The following is a 20,335-nucleotide window of genomic DNA, read 5'->3' as shown; positions in this document are numbered from 1 at the left end:
CAAGGCCCGCGATCGGCCCGGCCCCCTGCACCGGACGATCGGACCGCGGCCTCGCGAGGGCGCAGTGCGGCGACAAGCGGGTTTGTGCCGCGGCGGGGTAATGACGTAGACCTTGAGGCATGGTCGAGCCCCGAAATGTCTTCCTTGTCGGCGCGACCGGCACCATCGGCCGGGCCACCGCCCGCGCCCTGCGGCAGGCCGGCCACCGTGTCACGGCGCTGATCCGGCACCGCCCCGACGGGGCCGCCCTGCTGCCCGGCATAACCCTGCGCGAGGGCGACCCGACCGATCCACGCTCGATCCGCAGCGACGGGCTGCGTGATGACAGGTTCGATGTGGTGCTGTCCTGCCTTGCCTCGCGCACCGGCGCCCCTAGTGATGCTTGGGCGGTCGATTACCGCGCCCACATGGACCTGCTGTCGGCCGCGCAGGCGGCCGGCATCGGGCACATGATCCTGCTGTCGGCGCTCTGCGTTCAGAAACCGCGTCTGGCCTTTCAACACGCCAAGCTGGCCTTCGAGCGCGCGCTGGCCGCCGCCCCGCTGGACCACACGATCGTCCGGCCCACGGCCTTTTTCAAATCACTGTCCGGGCAGGTGATGCGGGTGCGCGACGGCAAGCCCTACCTGATCTTCGGGGACGGGCGCCTGACCGCCTGCAAGCCGATTCATGACGATGACCTCGCGGCCTATCTCGCCCATTGCGTGACCGAACCGGACCTGCGCAACCGAACGCTGCCCATCGGCGGGCCGGGGCCGGCCCTGACGCCGCGCGACATGGGCGAGATTCTGTTCGACCTGACCGGCCAGACACCGCGGTATCGCGCGATCTCGCCCCGCGTCCTGAGCGGCATCGCAGGCGGCCTTGGCGTGCTGGGCCGGGTCTCGCCGCGCATGGCCGACCGGGCGGAATTTGCCCGCACCGGGCATTATTACGCCACCGAGTCGATGCTGGCGCTGGACCCGGCGACCGGCCACCCCGACGCACAGGCCACCCCGTCGTTCGGCACGCATCACCTGCGGGATCACTACGCCGACCTCCTCGCCGGCCGTGCCAAGGACGACCGGGGCGATCACGCCGTGTTCTGACCCCATCGCGTGCTTTTCAGGGGCCCGCTTTTGCTGTATCAGCCGGGGCATCTGAAACGTGACGCTCTGGACCCCGGCGCATGAGATGATGAGAGGGGTCGGCGGCAATGGGGCCGCCAATGACACGAGGGACCCGGACCGCCGGGCGCGCCCTCAGACAGGAAACGACAGATGTTCAAAGAAGTGAAAAAATCGATCCAGTGGGGCGAGGAAACGCTGACACTGGAAACGGGCAAGATCGCCCGCCAGGCCGACGGCTGCGTCATCGCCACCCTCGGGGAAACCTCGGTCATGGCCGCCGTGACCTATGCCAAGGAACCCAAGCCGGGCATGGATTTCTTCCCGCTGACGGTCCACTACCAGGAAAAATACTACGCCGCCGGCAAGGTGCCGGGCGGCTTTTTCAAGCGCGAGGCCCGTCCGACCGAGAAGGAAACCCTGACCGCGCGCCTGATCGACCGCCCGATCCGCCCGCTCTTCGTGCCCGGGTTCAAGAACGAAACCCTCGTCATGTGCACGGTGCTGAGCCATGACCTCGTCAACGACCCTGACATGGTGGCCATGATCGCCGCCAGCGCCGCGCTGACGATTTCCGGTGCGCCCTTCATGGGGCCGATCGCCGGCTGCCGCGTGGGCTACGAGGATGGCGAGTACATCCTCAACCCCGAACTCGACGACATGCACAAGCTGCGCGACAACCCCGAGCAGCGCCTCGACCTGGTCGTCGCGGGCACCAAAGAGGCGGTCATGATGGTCGAGTCCGAGGCCTATGAGCTGACCGAGGACGAGATGCTGGGTGCCGTCAATTTCGCGCACGCGCAGATCCAGCCCGTAATCGACACGATCATCGACCTGGCCGAGGACGCCGCCAAGGAGCCCTTCGATTTCACCCCGCCGGATTACGCGGACCTCTACGCCATCGTGGCCGCCGCGGGCGAGGACAAGATGCGCGAGGCCTACGCGATCCTCGACAAGCAGGAGCGCACCAGTGCCGTGGCGGCCGTCAAGGCCGAAATCATCGAGGGCCTGTCAGAAGACCAGCAGGAAGACCCCAACCTCGGCGCCGCGCTCAAGAAGCTGGAATCGGTCGTCCTGCGCGGTGCCGTCGTCAAGGAGGGCAAGCGCATCGACGGGCGCAAGCTCGACGAGGTTCGCGACATCGTCTGCGAAACCGGCCTCCTGCCGCGAACCCACGGCTCGGCGCTGTTCACGCGCGGCGAGACGCAGGGCCTGGTGGTGACCACGCTGGGCACCGGCGACGACGAACAGATGATCGACGCGCTGGAAGGTACCTACAAGTCGAACTTCCTGCTGCACTACAACTTCCCGCCCTACTCGGTCGGGGAAGCGGGCCGCGTCGGCCCCCCGGGACGGCGTGAGGTCGGCCACGGCAAGCTGGCCTGGCGCGCGCTGCAGGCCGTCCTGCCCGCGCCGACCGATTTCCCCTATACCATCCGCCTTGTGTCGGAGATCACCGAATCGAATGGCTCGTCCTCCATGGCCTCGGTCTGTGGCGGGTCTTTGTCGATGATGGACGCGGGCGTGCCGCTCAAGGCGCCGGTCGCGGGTGTGGCCATGGGCCTGGTGCTGGAAGACGATGGCGACTACGCCATCCTGACCGATATCCTCGGCGACGAGGACCACCTCGGTGACATGGACTTCAAGGTCGCGGGCACCGAAGACGGCATCACCTCGCTGCAGATGGACATCAAGGTCGCCGGGATCACCCCCGAGATCATGCAAAAGGCACTGGCCCAGGCCAAGCAGGGCCGGATGCACATCCTCGGCGAGATGGGCAAGGCCCTGTCCGAGGCCAGCGATTTCTCGGTCCACGCGCCGCGCATCGAGACGATGCAGGTGCCCACCGACAAGATCCGCGAAGTGATCGGCTCGGGCGGCAAGGTGATCCGCGAGATCGTTGAGGTCTCGGGCGCCAAGGTCGACGTCAACGACGAGGGCATCATCAAGATCGCCTCGCCCAACGGCGAGGCCATCAAGAAGGCCTACGACATGATCCACTCGATCGTGGCCGAACCCGAAGAGGGCCACATCTACAAGGGCACCGTCGTCAAGATCGTCGATTTCGGGGCCTTCGTGAACTTCTTCGGCAAGCGCGACGGGCTGGTCCACGTCAGCCAGATCGAGAACCGCCGCCTGAACCATCCGTCGGATGTGCTCCAGGAGGGCCAAGAGGTCTGGGTCAAGCTGATGGGCTTCGACGACCGCGGCAAGGTCCGCCTGTCGATGAAGGTCGTCGACCAGGAGACCGGCGAGGAAGTGGCCAGCGAACCCGCCGCAGGCTGATCCTTCCCCAGCGGCGGCGCGAGACAATCCTGGCCCATCTTTTTCCTCTCTCTGGAGTACGAAGATGTCTGGCTCGCGCCGCCATGCCACATGGCGCAAGGCTGTCCCTGACCTTTCGAGAAAAGCACACGATGTGGACCTATTGGCTTGATCAGCAGTGCAAACTCGTACTGGCACATGTTGACTGGGCGATTGGCGCGCCACGGCTCAAGCGACGTTTTTTCAGGCGCCATGGGTATCCACTGAACCTGGAAAACCCGCAGACCTTTTCCGAAAAGATCCAGTGGCGCAAACTGCGCGACGCCAACCCGATTTTTCCAACGTTGAGTAACAAGTACCTCGTCCGCGCCTATGTCGCCGACAGGTTGGGCAAGGGTCGAGCGCAGGATCTGCTGGTCCCGTTGTTGCAATTTGCCGAGGATCCGAGTGCAATCGATTTTTCGGAATTACCTGCACAATTCGTCCTCAAGGCCACGCACGGCTCCGGCATGAACCTGATCGTCGAGGATGCCTCGCAACTCGATCAGCAGGCGACGCGGGCCTTGATGCGCAAATGGCTGATGACCCATTATCGGATAAAAGACCATGAGTGGATCTACACCAAAACACCAAGAGCCATTCTCGCCGAAGCGCGGGTGGCGGCGCCCGAACAGCTCGTCGACGTCAAGATAAGTTTCTTCGATGGACAGATGACTGATTACATGATCATTGAGACGATAAATGGTACCAGATGTCTGACCTTCATGGACGCTTCATCAAAGCCGCAGGATGTCCGACAGAAGGGCCTGGCCATGAATCGAGATGCCCGGCCGCCCCCCGCGCTGGGTGAGATGATTAAGATCGGCGAAGTTCTGTCCGCGGGCCTCGATTTCGTCCGAGTGGATTTCATGTGTACGCCGGACCGATTCTATATTGGTGAGATGACCTTGCTCACTGGAAGCGGGTTGGTCGTGCTGGACCCGGCAAGTTACCATCGGAAACGCGGCACATTCTGGACGCTGCCTGATCCGAAAACTACGCGCCAAAGCGACTAAGAAAGGATGATAGCTGCCCAATTAATATCCGACACTGCCGCGGGACGATCGAGAGATAAAGCCAATGAGTAAAACGATTGGTGCCATCTTCGCCACGACTGGCAAAAATTACACAGACTTGGCCGAGCGTGCTGCTCAATCCCTCAAGGATAGCTGTCCGGGGCTAGCGGTAGATCTGTTCACGGACCAACAGGTGAACATGCCGGTTTTCGATCGCATTCACCAACTCGAAGATCCCTGGCGGCGGTCGAAGATCGACGCAATGGTGGCAAGCCGTTTCGACAAAACGCTTTTTCTCGACGCGGACCTTTTTGTAATCGCCGATATTCGCGATATTTTCGACGTACTCGATCGCTTTGATATCGCTATGGCGCATGATAGCTCAAGAAACAGCGTTGCATGTCACTCATTTTGGAGCAAGTCATTACCAAACACCTTTCCGCAGTTCAATTCTGGTGTGGTTGCGTTTCGGCGTAATGCTGAGGTTACGAAGCTGCTTCAGCACTGGAGCGAGACTGTCCGTCGGGAAGAATTCAAACGGGATCAATCAGTGTTGCGTGAATTGATCTGGGACAGCGATCTGCGCGTTGCAACGCTGCCTAGAGAATACAACCTGATGCGCTTTAAAGTTTTACGCCTTTGGCGAACGCGACATGCCGCGCCGCGCATTATCCACAGCCCCAGACTTCACAAGCATTTCACAGCGAACAAATCCAAAATCGGCAATGTTGAGTGTTTGGTGGGACCGCTCATCGCGTCAAAACTCCCGGTAATGGTTGCAGCCGACCGGAGTCTTGCACGTATGGCCGGTCGAGAGCCGCATTTTCCAAATGGTCGAGAGATCTGGATTAGACGCCTGCGCCTGGTCCGCGATATTTTCATGCACTGGCTTCGCCGGTTGCTATGATGCCTGCCTTCCCCGCGGAGCAGACTTATCAAGAAGTTACGCCAGGGGCGAGCACTGGCGACACGTGTGACTTGCGGTCTCGAGTATTGACCGTCATAGGCTAAATAAGATCTGGCCGTTAAATGTGTCACCGCCCCGGGCAAGCCCCGGGGCGGCTGCGCCGGAGGCTCAGCCCGGTTCCTTGACCCAGCGCAGGTAGGGCAGTTCGACCCGCATATCGCCGAATTTCTCTTTCGCCTGGGTATCGTCAAGCGACAGGGCGGCGATGACGTCCTGGCCCTTTTCCCAGTTGGCCGGCGTGGCGATCGGGGTGCCATAGGTCGCCTGCAACCCGTCCAGCGCGCGCAGCACCTCGGCGAAGTTGCGGCCCACCGACATCGGGTAGGTCATCATCAGCTGCACCTTCTTGTCGGGGCTGATGATGAAGACCGACCGCACCGAGGCGGTATCGGCCGGCGTGCGACCATCGGGCAGATAGGCCTCGGCGGGCAGCATGTCGAAGGCCTTGGAAAGCTCCAGGTCTGTGTCGGCCACGATGGGGAAGCCCGCCTTGGCGCTGGCGTGGCCCTCGATGTCGGCCTTCCACTGCTTGTGCTCGGCCACGGCGTCGACGGAGACACCGAGCACCTTGGTGCCGCGCTTGTCCCATTCGTCGGCCAGTTGGGCCACGGCGCCGAACTCGGTGGTGCAGACCGGGGTGAAATCCTTGGGATGCGAGAAGATGATCCCCCAGCTGTCACCGAAGTAGTCGTGCAGGGCAAAGCTGCCCATGTCCGTTTCGACGGTCAGGTTGGGGATCGCGTCGTTTATGCGCAGGGCCATTGGTCGGGCTCCTTCCGTTGCGGTTTCAAATCATTACAAGGTCTACATATATAATGATTCCAAGGATACCAGCCCCCGTGGGACAGTGACAGGGTGTCGCGGCCTGCGGCACGGGCCGGGCCCCTCAGAACGGGCATGTCGCGCGGAACCGGACGCCGCGCCCGCCGTCGGGATGGCGCAATTGCAGCGCCTCGGAATGTAGCATCAGGCGCGGATGCGCCCGCGCCGCGCCCTCGGCATAGAACGGATCGCCCAGGATCGGGTGGCCCAGCGCCTGCATGTGGACGCGCAACTGGTGGCTGCGCCCGGTCCGCGGCATCAGCCGCACGCGGCTCTCAGACTCGCTCGCGCGCATCACGCGCCAGTCGGTCACCGCCGGCTTGCCGGTGACGTGGTCCACCATCTGCCGCGGGCGGTTGGGCCAGTCCACGATCAGCGGCAGGTCGACGGTGCCGGTGCGCGGCGTCAGCCGCCCGGCGACGCGGGCGATATAGGTTTTCTTCACGCGGCGTTTCTCGAACTGCTGGCCGAGGTGACGCTGGGCATGGGGCGTCAGCGCAAAGACCATCAGGCCCGAGGTATCGCGGTCCAGCCGGTGCACCAGCAACGCCTGGGGAAAGGCCTCCATCACCCGCGCCAGCAAACAGTCGGCCAGGTGCGGCCCCTTTCCCGGCACCGACAGCAGGCCGGCGGGCTTGTCCACCAGCAAGATCTCGTGGTCGTCGTGGACGATCGCCAGCGGCGTGTCGGGCGGGGCATAGGTGTCGCTCATGCGCGCCTGCGTGGCCCAAGACCCGCCCGGGCGCAAGCCGGCCGTCCCCCGTTTCATGGCCCGGCTCAGACGATCTGATGGCCGGCCGCGCGCAGGCGGCGGGCGATCTCTGCGATATGCGCCGGGCCGGTCTCGCAACAGCCGCCCAGGATCGTCGCGCCGTGATCCAGCCAGGACAGCGCGTGGCCGGCGTAGGTATCCGGCCCCATGTCGCGGCGTGGCGTCTGGCTGTCCGCGGTCGGGGCATCGCGCAGGAAATCCTTGGTGAGCCGCGTAAAGGCATTGCCGTAGGCTCCGTAGGGTAGGCCCGTGGGAGCGATGGCGTCGAGCGCGGCCGGCATCGCCTCGGGGGCGGCGCAATTGGCCAGGATCGCATCCGCGCCGCCATCGGCGACGGCGCGGGCGGCCTCGGCCACCCGCTCGCCCGAGCGCAGGCGGCTGCCGTCCTCGTCATCTACGGTGAAACTGACCCAGACGGGTTTGCCCGCCGCCAGCGCGCCCTTGAGGATCGCCCGCGCGTGGGTGAGCGAGGCGACGGTTTCGCACAGGATCAGGTCCACCCGGTCGGCCATCAGACGCGCGACCTCGGCATACTGCGGCACGGCTTGCGTGTGGGGCGGATGGGTCTCCGGGCGGTAGGTCGCTACCAGCGGCCCGATGGCCCCGGCGACACGGCCCCGGCCCCGGGCGGCGGCACGGGCCTCGGCCAGCGCGGCGGATTGAAGCGACGCGAAGCGATCCTCGATGCCGTCTTTCACCAGCCTGTCCCGCAGGACGGCATAGGTATTGGCCGTGGCGATAGTGGCGCCCGCGTCGAAATAGTCGCGGTGGATCGCCTCCAGCAGGCCGGGATTGTCCATCATCGCCTGCGTGGACCAGAGCGGCGTGGGGCTGTCGCCCGCGCGCTTGACCAACTCATGGCCGATGCCGCCATCGAGCAGCGTGACCTTCATGGATACATGCCCGCGAGCTTGGCCTTGTAGGCGGCGATCATCTCCTCCTCGCTGGCGCCGTCGTCATAGGGCGGCGTGGTCAGCGGCTTGACCGCCGCGACGTCGATCACGACAAGCGTGCCGATCCGGTCGGCCAGATCGGGCCATGTGGCGTGCCAGCGGCTGATCAGGGCCTCGAACGCGTCGGTGCCCCGGCGCAGCATCCGTGCCTGCCCGCGCAGGCGGGCCCCCTTACGGGTCAGGATGTTGACGAAGTTGACCTCGCACTCGGGGTTGGCCGCCAGGTTCGTCACCGTCCCGGGCGAGCGGATGTCACCGAAGGCGACCGTCTTGTCATCGAGCACGAGAAAGGTGCCCTTGGGCGAGACGGCCGGCCGACCGCCCGGCGTCACAGTGGCCACGAAACCCAGCGGGAAGCGATCGATCGTGTCGCGGACATGGTCATTTATCACTCAGGTGTCCTCCCTGTCCTGGCCCGCTGAAGACGGACCGCAAGATCGCGGCCAGTTCACGGGCGTCGGTCTCGGTAAAGGCGTCGGGTTGGTCGCTGTCGATGTCGAGTACCGCGATGACACGTCCGGCTTGATCGAACACCGGCAGCACAAGCTCCGACCGGGTCGCGCTGGAGCAAGCGATGTGGCCCGCGAAGGCCTCGACATCCGCGACCAGCTGCACCTCGCCGGTCCGGGCCGCCGCGCCGCAGACGCCCCTGTCGAAGGGAATCTGCAGGCAGCCGTGCCCGCCCTGATAAGGCCCGATCTTGAGCAGGCCCGGCGCGGTCACCCGGTAGAAACCCGTCCAGTCGAAGCGGTCATCGGCATGGTGGATCTCGCAGGCCAAGGTGGCCATCAGGGCGACGTCATCGCTTTCGCCCTCGGTCAGGGCGTCGATGGTCCGGGCCAGGGCGGCGTAGTCGGTCATGGCCGATCCATCGCGATGGTCGTGCCTGCGCCCCGGAAACCACCCGGGAGCGTGCCGGACGCGTCGGCGATGACACCTGTCGGCATGCTGCTCCTCCCTGTCCGGCGCCACTGCGGATTTCGTAAAAGCGCCGCAATTCCAACAAGCCCACGCCGCGAATCCCCGGCATCAAGTTGCCTGTAGCTGCATAGGCTTCCCTCGGCGTCGCGTGAACAGCCCCCACCCAATGCGTGGCGCCGAGGTCTTCCCCTTGTCTCGTGGCTGATGCTATCCAAGGCCGGATCGAGGGACCAGAGGCATTCCATGCGCGATTTCCAATCTCCTGGCCGCTCGGCGGTTTTCGCCGAGAAAGGCATGTGCGCCACGTCGCACCCCCTCGCGGCTAAGGTGGCCGTCGAGCTGCTCGAACGGGGCGGCAACGCCATGGATGCGGCCATCGCGGGTGCCGTGCTTCTGGGTATCTGCGAGCCGCAATCGACGGGCATCGGTGGCGATGCCTTCTGCCTGTTTTCCCCTCCAGGGTCCGAGGCGGTGCGGGCGCTCAACGCGTCGGGCCGCGCGCCCGCCGGGTTCGACGCCGAGGCGGCCCGCGCCAAGGGCGCGACCATCGGCTTAAGAAGCATCGAGTCCGTCACCCTGCCCGGCGCCGTCGACGGCTTCTGCCGCCTCTCCGCCGATCACGGGCGCCTGGATCTTGCCGAGGTGCTTGCCCCGGCGATCCACTATGCCGAGGCAGGCGTGCCCGTGGCCCCGCGCGTGGCCTTCGACTATGCCCGGTCCTGGGGCACCCTGCACGGAGCGGGCCCCGCGCATTTCCTGCAGGGCGGCAGGCCGTTGAAGGCGGGCGAGGTCTTTCGCGCCCCCGGCCAGGCCGAGGTGCTGCGCCGCGTCGCCCGTGACGGGCGTGCTGGCTTTTACGAGGGGGACGTGGCCGCGGACATGGTCGGCACGCTGCGCGCGGCGGGCGGCAATCACACACCGGAGGACTTCGCGGCCGTGGCCTGCGACTACACCGACCCGATCACGGGCCGTTACGGCGAGATCGACCTGCTGGAACACCCGCCCAACGGGCAGGGTGCGACGGCTATTGCCATGCTCAACATCCTGAAGAATTTTGATCTTTCCGCGATGGACCCCTGGGGCGCCGAGCGCGCCCATATCGAGGCCGAGGCGGCCAAGCTTGCCTACGACCTGCGCAACCGCGTGATCGCGGACCCGGACCGAACCGCACGGCTGGATCACATGATGTCACAGGACACCGCCGACCGGCTGGCGGCGCTGATCGACCCCGCCCGTGCCCTGCCCCCCGGCCTGCCAGGGGCCGAAGCGGTGCATCGCGACACGGTCTACATCACCGTGGTGGATCGTGATCGCATGGCGGTCTCGCTGATCTATTCGACATTCCACAGTTTCGGGTCCGGGCTCGCCTCGGATCGCTTCGGCATCCTGTTCCAGAACCGCGGCGCGGGTTTCACGCTGCAGCGCGGCCACCCCAACGAAGCCGGCCCCGGCAAACGCCCGCTGCACACGATCATTCCCGGCATGACGCGCCGGAACGGGCGGGTCGAGATGTCCTTCGGCGTCATGGGCGGGGCCTATCAACCGACCGGCCATGCCCGGCTCCTGACCAACCTGCAGGACTTCGGAATGGACCTTCAGGCGGCCATCGACGGCCCGCGCAGCTTTGTCGAGGACGGCAAGCTTTGGCTGGAGACGGGTTATGCGCCCGAGGTCGCGCAGGCGCTTGCGAGCCGTGGCCACGACCTGCGCCGCGCGGAAAGCCCGATTGGCGGCGCCCAGGCCATTCGCATCCGTCCTGACGGCATCCTTGAAGGCGCCAGCGACCCACGAAAAGACGGGATCGCACTGGGCCACTGAGGCGGCCGGGCCTCAGTTCAGTTGAAAGTGCAGCGGGTAGTAGCCGTCCTGAAAGGGGCCGAAAAGCTCGCTCAGGTCGGGATGATCCACCGGCTCGCCGGAGTAATCGGCGACCAGGTTCTGCTCCGAAACGTAGGCCACGTAATAGGACTGATCGTTCTCGGCCAGCAGGTGGTAAAACGGCTGATCCTTGGCCGGCCGCGCCTCCTCTGGGATGGACTCGTACCACTCATCGGTGTTGGCAAACTCCGGGTCGACATCGAAGACGACACCGCGAAACGGATGCTTGCGGTGGCGGACGACTTGCCCGAGGTAATATTTGGCGCGCATTTTCATCATGGTCGTTCAGCCCCTGCACGATTAGTAAAATGAACGGCGCCCGATGTCCATGAATCGGGGCATAAATCATGGGAAACAGTCTGTGAACCTCGCCCTGACAGTGCTGGAGATTTCGGCCCCGGTCTTCCTGCTGGCGGCGATCGGCTTCGGCTGGGTCAAGCTGGGGTTCGAATACCGGATGCAGTTCGTCACCCGGCTGTCGATGACGCTCGCGGTGCCCTGCCTGATCTTCGTGTCGCTGATGCAGACCGAGATCGAGGCGCGCGCCCTGGCGACGCTGTCGCTGGCCGCGCTGGCCGCCTATGCCGGGGTCGGGCTGGTCACCGCGGCGCTGGTCTGGCTGCGCGGGCTGGACGTGCGCACGTTCCTCAACCCGCTGGTCTTCGGCAACACCGGCAACCTCGGCCTGCCGCTGGCGCTTTTCGCCTTCGGCGAGACGGGCCTTGGTTATGCCGTCGTGGTCTTCGCGGTCATGGCGATCCTAAGCTTCACGGTCGGGGTCTGGTTCGTCGCGGGCGGGGGCAACCCCGCGAAGGTCCTGCGCGAACCGCTCGTGGGGGCCACGCTGCTGGGCGCGCTGTTCCTGTGGCAGGGCTGGCAGACGCCGGCCTTCCTGACCAACGCGCTTGACCTGATCGGCCAGATGGCGATCCCGATGATGCTGATCACGCTGGGCGTCGCCGTCGCGCGGCTGCGGCCCAGCCACCTTGCGCGCGCGACGGGGCTGTCGCTGGTCAAGCTGGCGATCTGCACGGCCGTGCCCGTTGCGGTGGGGCTGTTGTTCGGGCTGTCCGGGGTGGCGCTGGCCGTGCTGATCGTGCAGGTCGCAACGCCGGTGGCGGTGACCTCCTACCTTCTGGCCGAGAAATACGGCGCGGACTCGGATGCGGTGGCCGGGCTTGTCGTGGCCTCGACCCTGCTTTCGGTGCTCTATCTTCCGCTCATCCTGGCCTTCGTGATCGACTGAGCCTTGATCACAACTTCCCACGCGGGCCGGGATCGGCTAGACTATCGACAATAAAACAAGAATAGCGAGAGGCAGATGAGCAGACTCTTTCGCGTCGGACTGATCCTGTTGATCCTGGGCAGCTGTGGCACCCGGGATGGCAGTGCGCCCCGTGACCTGGACAACGCCTGTTCCATCCTTGAGGAACGGCCGCACTACACGCGCGCCTTCCGCGCCGCCGAGCGTGACTGGGGCGTCGACACCCATGTCCTGATGGCCATGATCTATCAAGAGAGCAAGTTCATCTCGGACAACCGCCCGCCGCATGTCTACGCGCTGGGCGTGATCCCGACAGGGCGGCAATCCTCGGCGCTGGGCTACAGCCAGGCGCTGGACGGCACCTGGGCCGAGTACGAGCGCGACCGCGGCGGCCGCGGTGCCCGGCGCACCGATATCCGCGACGCGGCCGATTTCATGGGCTGGTACATGACCGCCACCGTCGAGGAGACCGGCGTGCCGCTGGACGACACGCGCAACCAGTATCTGGCCTACCACGAGGGGCGCACCGGGTTTAACCGGGGCAGTTACCGCGGCAAATCCTGGCTGATGCGCATCGCCGACGAGGTGGACCAGCGCGCCGTTCTCTACGAGGCGCAACTGCGCAACTGCCGCGCCTATCGCTGAGGCGCGGGCCGCGCGGCTGCTCACTCCTGCCAGTCGCGCATTTCGGCCTGGATGTTGAACAGGATGTTGGGCACGTCGGCCCCGGTGACGAGATCGCCCAGCACCACGGTGGTCTGGCGCCCGGTATCATCCGTGATGACCCATTGGCGCAACTGCACCGGGTCGCCGGTGAACACCAGCTGTATATTGCCGTAGTCGGGGTTCTCGGGGTCCTGCGCGGTGACACTGGTGGTCGTGCCATCGCTGGAATGCGCCGTGACCATGTTCGTGCGCGTCAGGTCGATATCCTCCTGCAGGATGATCTTCAGCGGCGTTTCCCGCAACGGATAGCGATCCGGGCCGGTGTTCGACCGCGGGTCGAAGACCGCGAGCTGCCCGCCGCCGGCGATCACCATGGCCCGTTCGGGCGGGTCGTATTCGAAGCGGATGCGCCCGGGCCGCCGGATATAGATCCGACCCGTCGAGATCGTGCCATCGGCGTTGATCTGGGTGAACTGCCCCTCGGCGGTGTCGAACGAATTCAGGTAGCCCGAGATTTCGGTCAGCGAAATCTGCTGCGCGTGACCCGGCCCGGCGGCCAGACCGGCCATGGCCAGCGGGGCAGCGAGGAATAGAAAGCGGCGTGTGATTGTGCTCATGAAGCTCACCTAGTATGGCCTGCGCGGCATTTCACCCGGCAGATGGCACTGAAGATGCCCGAAGGGCGATCGCTAGGCGATTTCACGCCGCTTGTCATCCGATTGCGGTCGGCCAGAGCGGCCGCGCGGGGCGGCGCCTACCCCGGCTCGGGCACCAGGATCTCGCGCTTGCCGACGTGGTTGGCGGGGGACACGACGCCTTCTTCCTCCATCTGTTCGACCAGCCGCGCGGCCTTGTTGTAGCCGATGGCCAGCTTGCGCTGAACGTAGGAGGTCGAGCACTTGCGGTCCTTGGCCACGATGGCAACGGCCTGGTCATAAAGCGCGTCCTCGCCGCCGGTATTGCCGCCCAGGCCAAGCACCGCGTCGATGTTCGCCTCTCTGTCGTCGTCCGGCCCTTCGACCACGCCCGACTTGTAATCGGGTGGCCCGAAGGCCTTGAGGTAATTGACGACCTCTTCGACCTCTTCGTCGGAACAGAACGGCCCGTGCACGCGCGTGATCTTGGACCCGCCGGCCATGTAGAGCATGTCGCCCATGCCCAGCAACTGCTCGGCCCCCTGTTCGCCCAGGATCGTGCGGCTGTCGACCTTCGAGGTCACCTGGAAGGAAATCCGCGTCGGGAAGTTGGCCTTGATCGTGCCGGTGATGACATCAACCGAGGGGCGCTGCGTGGCCATGATCAGGTGAATGCCGCTCGCACGCGCCATCTGTGCCAGCCGCTGGATGCAGGCCTCGATTTCCTTGCCAGCGACCATCATCAGGTCGGCCATCTCGTCGACCACGACGACGATGTAGGGCATCTTCTCGGGGGTCATCTCCTCGGTCTCGAAGACGGGTTCCCCGGTTTCGTCGTCAAACCCGGTCTGCACCGTCCGGGTGAACATCTCGCCCTTGCCCAGCGCATCGGCGACGCGGCCGTTGTAGCCCTCGATGTTGCGCACGCCCATCTTGGACATCTTGCGATAGCGTTCCTCCATCTCGGCCACGACCCACTTGAGCGCGACCACCGCCTTTTTCGGGTCGGTCACCACCGGCGAGAGCAGATGTGGGATGCCATCGTAGACGGACAGTTCCAGCATCTTGGGGTCGATCATGATGAGGCGGCATTCGTCGGGCGACAGCTTGTAGAGCAGCGACAGGATCATGGTGTTGATCGCCACCGACTTGCCCGACCCTGTCGTGCCCGCGATCAGCAGGTGCGGCATCTTGGCAAGGTTCGCCACGATCGGGTCGCCGCCGATGTCCTTGCCCAGCGCCAGCGGCAACTTCTGGTTGCCGTCGCCATAGTCGCGGGTCGAGAGAATCTCGCGAAAGGGGACCATCTCGCGCTTTTCGTTGGGCAGTTCGATCCCGATCACCGAGCGCCCGGGCACCGTCGACACCCGCGCCGAGAGGGCCGACATGGACCGCGCGATGTCGTCGGCCAGCCCGATCACACGGCTCGCCTTGAGGCCCGGGGCCGGTTCAAGTTCGTACATCGTCACCACCGGGCCGGGGCGGACGCTGACGATCTCGCCCTTGACGCCGTAGTCGTCGAGCACGGTTTCAAGCATCCGGGCATTTTCCTCGAGCGCTTCGTCCGACAGCGGGTGGCGGGTGATCTCGTCGGGCGAGGTCAGAAGGTTCAGCGGCGGGTGTTCATAGGCCGCCGCGGTATCCTCGAATTGCAGGCTTGGCTGGGCTTCGGCACGCGCCTGCGCCGACGGCGGCACGGACTTCTTCGTCGGGTGCTGGACGACACTGCGCGGCGCGGCACCGGCCAGTCCTTCGGTCGAAAAGAGCGGCGCGGCGGTCAGGGGGCGCGCGGTCTCCGGCGCCGCCTGTTCCGTGGCCTGCACGGGCGGTTCGGGGGGCAGCGCCGCTCCGGTGGCGTCGTCTTGGCTGTCGCGCAGGGTCAGGGGCCGCGGCGCGGTGGGCTGCGAGACCTGAGGCTCGCGCCGCCCGGCGACCGCGGCGCTGACGGCCGGGCTCACCCCGGGTTTCGGCGCGGCAGGCTCGGCCGGGGCCTTGCGCGCACGGATGGCATCGCTGATGCGGGCCCGGATCCGATCATCGTCGGCGGCCGGCAGATCCTGGCCCGGCGCGGCGCCTTCGACCAGTTCGGGTTCGGGCATTTCATCGGACGGGCGCCTGCGAAGCTTGGGCATCCGGGCAAAGAGCCCGCCGGTTTCGGGGCGTGCGGAAGCGTCCTCGATGTCGTCCTCGACGGGGTCGAAATCTTCGTAGCGCCGCGCATCGGCCCCCGGCGCGCGGCGCACCGTGGCGGCGCTGGCGGCAGCGGGCCTGTCCGCGGGCGGCTCGGACCGGTTCGCGGGCCTCGCGGCGCGCCGGGCCTGTCGCCTTGCGTGCAGCGCCTTGCCGCCCCGTATCACGGTCCGCGTGCCGCCGGTGAGGCCCTGCAGGACGAGCGAATAGGCGATCACCATCCCTATGACGACCAGCCGGCCAACGGTCCTGACCTCGACCCGGGTGAAGCCCAGCACGAAGGCCCCAACCACAAGCACGCCGAGACCGGCCGCCACGGATACCAGCTTGAGCGCCCATGTCGTCGGGATCGGCAGCATGGTCAGCGCGATGGACAGGACGGTGTCGCCGAACAGCCCGCCCAGCCCGAAACTGTGCGCCCAGCCCGACCCTGTCGCCAGGGTCGAGACATGGATGGCCAGAAGGGCAATGGCGATGGGCGCAAAGACAACGCGGCCCAATCCCCGCTGCGGCACCCGGTGAAGGACCAGCCGCGCCCCCCAGGCCAGCAGCACCACGGCGACCCCGACCGAGGCCCAGCCCATGATCATGAAGACCGGCGCCGCGATCATGGCGCCGTAGCGGCCCAGCCAGTTGCGGACAGGCGCATCGGTCGCGGCCAGGAAACTGGGGTCCTCGGGCGAGTAGGACAGGAACATCATCGCCACAGCCACCCCAAGCACGAGCAGGCCGATACCCAGCAACTCCTTGCCGCGTCGTTCGAGCGCCGCCTGCATGTTGCTGTCGAGAAGCGGATCTCTCTGCCGGGACTGGTAGGACGCCATGTTCTTCCTCATGCTCGATCGTAAAGACAGGCGCGGATGCGGGTCAGGCCGCGCTGCACATCGTGTTTCGGGGCAACCATCGCGACCCGGATGAAACCATCGCCCGGGTCGCCCGCGGGCCCGGGGCGGCTGAGATACTTGCCGGGCAGGACGCGCACCCCGGTCTCGGACCACAGCTCGAGCGCCGCCGCCTCGCTGTCGGCGACGGGCAGCCACAGGAAGAACCCCGCCTCGGGGCCGGTGTAGCCTGGCACATCGCCCAGGATCTCGTCGGCCAGTGCGTATTTCTCGCGGTAGAGCGCGCGGTTCTCCGCGACATGGGCCTCGTCCGACCAGACCTGTTCGGCCACCCGTTGCAGCGGCAGCGGCAGCGGCGCCCCGGCATAGGCGCGCAACTGGCGGATGCGGCGGATGTTCTCGGGGCCGGAGGCGACAAACCCCGACCGCAGCCCGGGCAGGTTCGAGCGTTTGGACAGCGAATGAAAGACCACCACCCGCTCGGGGTCGGTGCCGGTCTCGGCCACCGCCTCGAGGATGCCGGGCGGCGGCGCATCGCGGTAGATCTCGGAATAGCATTCATCCGCGAAGACGCGGAAATCGTGTTTCTCGGCCAGGGCCAGAAGCTCGGCCCAGTATTCACGGCTTGCAACCGCGCCCTGCGGGTTGGCCGGGCTGCAGATATAGGCGATGGCCGTGCGGTCGAGCGTTTCGGGGTCGAGGCCGGCGAAATCCGGCAGATGGCCGCTGTCGGCGGTCGCGGGCACGAAGACAGGCTCGGCCCCCACCGAAAGTGCGGCCACGGCATAGACCTGGTAGAAGGGATTGGGGGACAGGACGACAGGGCGCTGGCCGGTCTTTGTTTCCGGGCACAGCGCCATGGCGGCGTTGTAAAGACCCTCGCGCGTGCCGTTCAGCGCCATGACGCGATCCGGAGTGATCGTCACCGAATAGCGCCGTTGCAGCCAGCCGGTGATCGCCGCCAGCAGTTCCGGTGCGCCGTCGTTGGGCGGATACTTGCCAAGGCCCGACAGGGCATCCGACAGGACCTCGCCCACCCAGGCGGGGAAGGGATGCTGCGGCTCGCCGATGGTCATGGTAAGCGGTTCGTCCCCCGGCTCAACGGGGTTGAGCAGGCTGCGCAGGCGCGGAAACGCATAGGCCGGTAGGTTCGAGAACCGCTCGGGATAGTCCATGTCTGCCTCAAAGTATGGCCTCGTTGGCGGGCCATTTTAAGGGCAGGATAGACGCCCCTCGTACCGCTTGTCCAGAAAATCGGCGGAAATTTCGGGGGTTGGCGCGCGGGGCTGTTGCTTTTGGGTCAGGTCAGCGCCGCCTCGGCCGCGGCGGCCAGCCGCAACAGGCGCAGGTCCTGCCCCGGCCCGGCGTTGAACATGACCCCGCGCGACGCCGCGCCGGTGGGCAGCGTGATGGAACACAGGCCCATCATGTTGCCGATGCGGGTATTGCGCAGGGTCAGCAGGTTTTCCGATGCGAACAGGGCACTGTCGGCCAGCAGGTCCACCGTGCGCGGCGGCGCGAGGGCGGCCGAGGGGAAGATCACCGCGTCATACCCGGCGGTCGCAGTGGCGAACTGTGTGCGCAGGACATCAAGCCGCTGCCAGGCGGCAACGTAGTCGGCGGCACCGTGGGCGCGACCGGCGCGAAACCGGTCCCGCACCGGGGCATACATGCTTTCCGGGGCGGCTTCGATGGCTTGCCCCCAGGTGCCGTAGCACTCGGAGGTGTAGAGGATGCCGGCCAGGTCCAGCGCCTCGGCCACGGCGGGGATCGCCCCGCGCGAGACCCGCGCGCCAGCGGCCTCGAGCCGGGTCACAGATTGTTCGAACGCCTGGTCGGTGCCGTCGCGCAGCCCCTCGCAGGCCACGGTTTCCAGCACCAGCAGCCGCGTGCCGGCAAGCGTGGCCCCGCGCAGGTCCGGCCCGGCCCGCCCCTGCATGGCCGCATAAAGGGCAGCGGCATCCTCGACCGTGCGCGCCAGCGGGCCGACGGTGTCGAACCGCGCGGCCAGCGGCACGACACCGTCAAGCGACAGCGCGGTGTGGGTGGGCTTGAACCCGACAAGATCGTTCCAGGCGGCAGGCAGGCGCACCGACCCGCCGGTATCCGACCCCACCCCTGCGGCGGCCAGGCCGTGGGCGATCGCGCTCGCCGTCCCCGAGGAAGACCCGCCCGGCGCCGCCTCCGGGTCGTGAACGTTGGGCGGCGTGGCGGTCATGGGGTTCACCCCCAGCCCGGAAAAGGCCAGTTCGGTCATGTGTGTCTTGCCCAGGCAGACCAGCCCCAGTGCCGTGGCATTTCGCAGCACGACCGCGTCGCGCGCAGGCACCCGCCCAGCCAGCAGCGCGCTTCCCGCCTCGGTAGCTACCCCGGCACTGTCGATATTGTCCTTCCAGCCGATGGGGACACCATCCAGAGCGGACCGGCGCTGGCCCAGCCGGGCGCGGTCGCTGGCGGCGCGGGCCTCGGCGCAGGCTCGGTCGGACGTCGTTCGGGCAAAGATCCGGTCACGGCGGGGGTTGGCCTCGATCGCCGCAAGAAACGCCTCGGTCAAATCGCGTGGGTCGACGTTGCCCGCCGCGATCTCCCGACCGAGGTCGGAGGCGCTCTTGTCGCGCATATCCTGCATGTTGCCTCGTGACCGGCCCTGATCCTGAGGAACCGTAGCGGCCAAGCGGCGCATGGACAATCCCGGCACAGGGCGCATATTGCGCCCCATGGCACCGGACTCGGATATCCTGATCGTCGGCGGCGGGTTGAACGGCCCTGCCCTCGCCCTTGCCCTGGCCCGCGCGGGAATGACCGTGACCGTGATCGACACTCTGCCGGCAGCGACCCGGGAACTGCCCGATTTCGACGGGCGCGGCTATGCCCTCGCGCTCGGCTCGACCCGCCTGCTGGATCACATCGGAATATGGGACCGGGTCGCGCCAAACAGCCAGCCCATGCTGGAGATCAAGGTCACTGACGGACGCGCCGGCGAAGGACCGGCCCCCTGGATGCTGCATTTCGACCATGCCGAGATCGAGGAAGGCCCCATGGGCCACCTGGTCGAGGATCGCCATTTGCGGCTGGCGCTGCTCGAGGCCATGGAAGGCGAACCGCGCATCACGCAAATCGACGCCGACACCGTGGTCGCCCAGCAAACAGCGCCAGATCAGGCCGCGGTCACGCTGACGTCGGGGCGCACGGTCACGGGCCGTGTGCTTGTCGGCTGCGACGGGCGGGCCAGCGGCACCGCGCGCCGGGCCGGCATTCGCCGCACCGGGTGGGACTACGGCCAGACGGCCATCGTCTGCGCCGTGGCGCACGACAAACCGCACGGCGGCATCGCCCACCAGTTCTTCATGCCCAACGGGCCGCTGGCGATCCTGCCGCTGCCGGGCAACCGGGCGTCGGTCGTCTGGTCGGAAGAGACCGCGCGCGCCGAGCGGATCATGGCACTGGAGGCCGAAGGGTTTCTCGGGGCGCTGCGTCCCGCCTTCGGGTCTTTCTTGGGCGAGATCGCGCTGGCCGGGAAACGGTTTTCCTACCCGCTCAGGCTCACGCTCGCGAACGCCTTCGTGGGCGACCGGCTGGCCTTGGTGGGCGACGCCGCCCACGGCGTGCACCCGATCGCGGGCCAGGGTCTGAATGCCGGTCTGCGCGACATCGCCGCCCTGGCCGAGGTTCTGACCGATGCACGCGCGCGTGGCGAGGACATCGCCAGCCCACAGGTGCTGGCACGCTACCAGCAATGGCGGCGCTTCGACACCGCCACGCTGGCGCTGGCGACCGACACCTTCAACAGGCTGTTCTCGAACGACAACAGTCTGCTGCGCGGCGTCCGCGACATCGGCATGGGCGCGGTCAACGCGATTCCCGGCCTGCGCCGCGGCATCATCCGCGAAGCTGCAGGCCTGACCGGCGATCTGCCGCGGTCCATGCGGGGGTGATGCGAGATCCGGTCGCGGATCAGGGCAAGTTCATCTGCCGGGTAGAGGTTTGGAACCATGACAG

Annotated in this window: 18 protein-coding genes; 8 read left to right on the top strand and 10 right to left on the bottom strand. The window is 66.5% G+C overall.

What is annotated here, in order from left to right:
• Nucleotides 1-119: 119 nt before the first annotated feature.
• The 4 genes from BU124_RS02650 (at nt 120) to BU124_RS02635 (ending at nt 5,333) form a co-directional block, all read left to right on the top strand.
• Nucleotides 120-1,088 carry an NAD(P)H-binding protein gene (locus BU124_RS02650; protein WP_084860895.1) on the top strand — a complete coding sequence of 323 codons (969 nt, stop codon included), beginning with the start codon at nt 120-122 and terminating at the stop codon, nt 1,086-1,088.
• Nucleotides 1,089-1,259: 171 nt separating this feature from the next.
• Entirely contained in the window at nt 1,260-3,392 is a 2,133-nt protein-coding gene (pnp, locus tag BU124_RS02645) for a polyribonucleotide nucleotidyltransferase (protein ID WP_084860894.1), read from the top strand.
• A gap of 131 nt (nt 3,393-3,523) precedes the next feature.
• Nucleotides 3,524-4,426, top strand: coding sequence for an ATP-grasp fold amidoligase family protein (locus BU124_RS02640; protein ID WP_179141852.1), 903 nt, complete (start codon nt 3,524-3,526; stop codon nt 4,424-4,426).
• A gap of 64 nt (nt 4,427-4,490) precedes the next feature.
• Nucleotides 4,491-5,333 carry a putative nucleotide-diphospho-sugar transferase gene (locus BU124_RS02635; RefSeq protein ID WP_084860892.1) on the top strand — a complete coding sequence of 281 codons (843 nt, stop codon included), beginning with the start codon at nt 4,491-4,493 and terminating at the stop codon, nt 5,331-5,333.
• A gap of 168 nt (nt 5,334-5,501) precedes the next feature.
• On the opposite strand, the gene BU124_RS02630 is transcribed toward BU124_RS02635, so the two are convergent.
• From BU124_RS02630 to BU124_RS02610, 5 genes are all read right to left on the bottom strand, one after another.
• Nucleotides 5,502-6,155, bottom strand: coding sequence for a peroxiredoxin (locus BU124_RS02630; RefSeq protein WP_084860891.1), 654 nt, complete (start codon nt 6,153-6,155; stop codon nt 5,502-5,504).
• Between the two features lie 124 nt (nt 6,156-6,279).
• Nucleotides 6,280-6,927 (bottom strand): RluA family pseudouridine synthase, encoded by a 648-nt coding sequence (locus BU124_RS02625; RefSeq protein ID WP_084860890.1) that lies wholly within the window; start codon nt 6,925-6,927, stop codon nt 6,280-6,282.
• A 65-nt stretch (nt 6,928-6,992) separates the two neighbouring features.
• A complete protein-coding gene (locus BU124_RS02620) occupies nt 6,993-7,880 on the bottom strand; it encodes a homocysteine S-methyltransferase family protein (RefSeq protein WP_084860889.1) in 888 nt (295 codons plus the stop codon).
• Nucleotides 7,877-8,332: a pyridoxamine 5'-phosphate oxidase family protein gene (locus BU124_RS02615; protein ID WP_084860888.1), complete on the bottom strand. Its 456-nt coding sequence runs from the start codon at nt 8,330-8,332 to the stop codon at nt 7,877-7,879. Before BU124_RS02615 ends, BU124_RS02620 begins: the two co-directional genes overlap by 4 nt.
• A complete protein-coding gene (locus tag BU124_RS02610; protein ID WP_084860887.1) occupies nt 8,322-8,801 on the bottom strand; it encodes a GAF domain-containing protein in 480 nt (159 codons plus the stop codon). Before BU124_RS02610 ends, BU124_RS02615 begins: the two co-directional genes overlap by 11 nt.
• A 303-nt stretch (nt 8,802-9,104) precedes the next feature.
• On the opposite strand from BU124_RS02610, the gene BU124_RS02605 reads away from it, so the two are divergent.
• The gene (locus tag BU124_RS02605) at nt 9,105-10,679 is read left to right on the top strand and encodes a gamma-glutamyltransferase family protein (protein WP_084860886.1); all 1,575 of its coding nucleotides are present in this window, start codon (nt 9,105-9,107) and stop codon (nt 10,677-10,679) included.
• Between the two features lie 12 nt (nt 10,680-10,691).
• On the opposite strand, the gene hspQ is transcribed toward BU124_RS02605, so the two are convergent.
• Nucleotides 10,692-11,018 carry a heat shock protein HspQ gene (gene hspQ, locus BU124_RS02600; protein WP_084860885.1) on the bottom strand — a complete coding sequence of 109 codons (327 nt, stop codon included), beginning with the start codon at nt 11,016-11,018 and terminating at the stop codon, nt 10,692-10,694.
• Nucleotides 11,019-11,100: 82 nt separating this feature from the next.
• Between hspQ and BU124_RS02595 the strand changes: the two genes are divergently transcribed.
• Both BU124_RS02595 and BU124_RS02590 read left to right on the top strand, forming a co-directional pair.
• Nucleotides 11,101-11,985: an AEC family transporter gene (locus tag BU124_RS02595; RefSeq protein WP_084860950.1), complete on the top strand. Its 885-nt coding sequence runs from the start codon at nt 11,101-11,103 to the stop codon at nt 11,983-11,985.
• A 75-nt stretch (nt 11,986-12,060) separates the two neighbouring features.
• Entirely contained in the window at nt 12,061-12,648 is a 588-nt protein-coding gene (locus BU124_RS02590) for a transglycosylase SLT domain-containing protein (RefSeq protein WP_084860884.1), read from the top strand.
• Nucleotides 12,649-12,668: 20 nt separating this feature from the next.
• On the opposite strand, the gene BU124_RS02585 is transcribed toward BU124_RS02590, so the two are convergent.
• The 4 genes from BU124_RS02585 to BU124_RS02570 all read right to left on the bottom strand — a co-directional run bounded on the left by BU124_RS02585 (nt 12,669) and on the right by BU124_RS02570 (nt 18,965).
• Nucleotides 12,669-13,286 (bottom strand): LolA family protein, encoded by a 618-nt coding sequence (locus BU124_RS02585; RefSeq protein WP_084860883.1) that lies wholly within the window; start codon nt 13,284-13,286, stop codon nt 12,669-12,671.
• 137 nt (nt 13,287-13,423) lie between these two features.
• Nucleotides 13,424-16,330, bottom strand: coding sequence for a DNA translocase FtsK (locus tag BU124_RS02580; protein ID WP_245831588.1), 2,907 nt, complete (start codon nt 16,328-16,330; stop codon nt 13,424-13,426).
• Complete coding sequence (locus BU124_RS02575; RefSeq protein WP_084860881.1) at nt 16,327-17,511, bottom strand: aminotransferase class I/II-fold pyridoxal phosphate-dependent enzyme; 1,185 nt, start codon at nt 17,509-17,511, stop codon at nt 16,327-16,329. The genes BU124_RS02580 and BU124_RS02575 overlap by 4 nt, the downstream gene beginning before the upstream one ends.
• A gap of 125 nt (nt 17,512-17,636) precedes the next feature.
• A complete protein-coding gene (locus BU124_RS02570) occupies nt 17,637-18,965 on the bottom strand; it encodes an amidase (RefSeq protein WP_084860880.1) in 1,329 nt (442 codons plus the stop codon).
• 52 nt (nt 18,966-19,017) lie between these two features.
• Here BU124_RS02570 and BU124_RS02565 point away from each other — a divergent pair, with 52 nt between their 5' ends.
• The gene (locus BU124_RS02565; protein ID WP_084860879.1) at nt 19,018-20,271 is read left to right on the top strand and encodes a UbiH/UbiF/VisC/COQ6 family ubiquinone biosynthesis hydroxylase; all 1,254 of its coding nucleotides are present in this window, start codon (nt 19,018-19,020) and stop codon (nt 20,269-20,271) included.
• Nucleotides 20,272-20,335 lie beyond the last annotated feature (64 nt).

It is taken from the genome of Salibaculum halophilum (genome assembly GCF_002094885.1).
In the GTDB taxonomy this organism is placed as follows: domain Bacteria; phylum Pseudomonadota; class Alphaproteobacteria; order Rhodobacterales; family Rhodobacteraceae; genus Salibaculum; species Salibaculum halophilum.
This window is presented reverse-complemented; position numbering and strand designations above follow the sequence as displayed.